The 264-nt window shown below is 54.2% G+C and carries 1 protein-coding gene; it reads left to right on the plus strand.

Translation table 11 applies throughout. The annotated features are described in order from the left end of the window. Nucleotides 1-264, plus strand: a 264-nt coding sequence (locus CDN38_RS33820; protein WP_244307512.1) for an amidase family protein, incomplete at both ends; no start/stop codon positions are given.

Raw genomic sequence — 264 nt, forward strand, 5'->3', positions numbered from 1 at the left:
GCGGTAGCGGCTGGAATTGTTCCTTTTGCCCATGCGACTGATGGCGGTGGCAGTATTCGTGTGCCTGCTGCAGTAAATGGTTTATTCGGTTTGAAGCCGACCCGGGGAAGGGTTTCCAACGGTCCTTTTGTTGACGAGGTTTGGAGCGGGCTGGCGGTACAGTTCGGTATCAGTAGGACAGTCAGAGACAGCGCAGCGCTTCTGGATGCCGTTCATGGAGGTGGTACGGGTGAGCCGTATTATATTCCCTGTCTCTTATACACA

The organism is Mycobacterium ostraviense, from assembly GCF_002705925.1.
Lineage (GTDB): Bacteria > Actinomycetota > Actinomycetes > Mycobacteriales > Mycobacteriaceae > Mycobacterium > Mycobacterium ostraviense.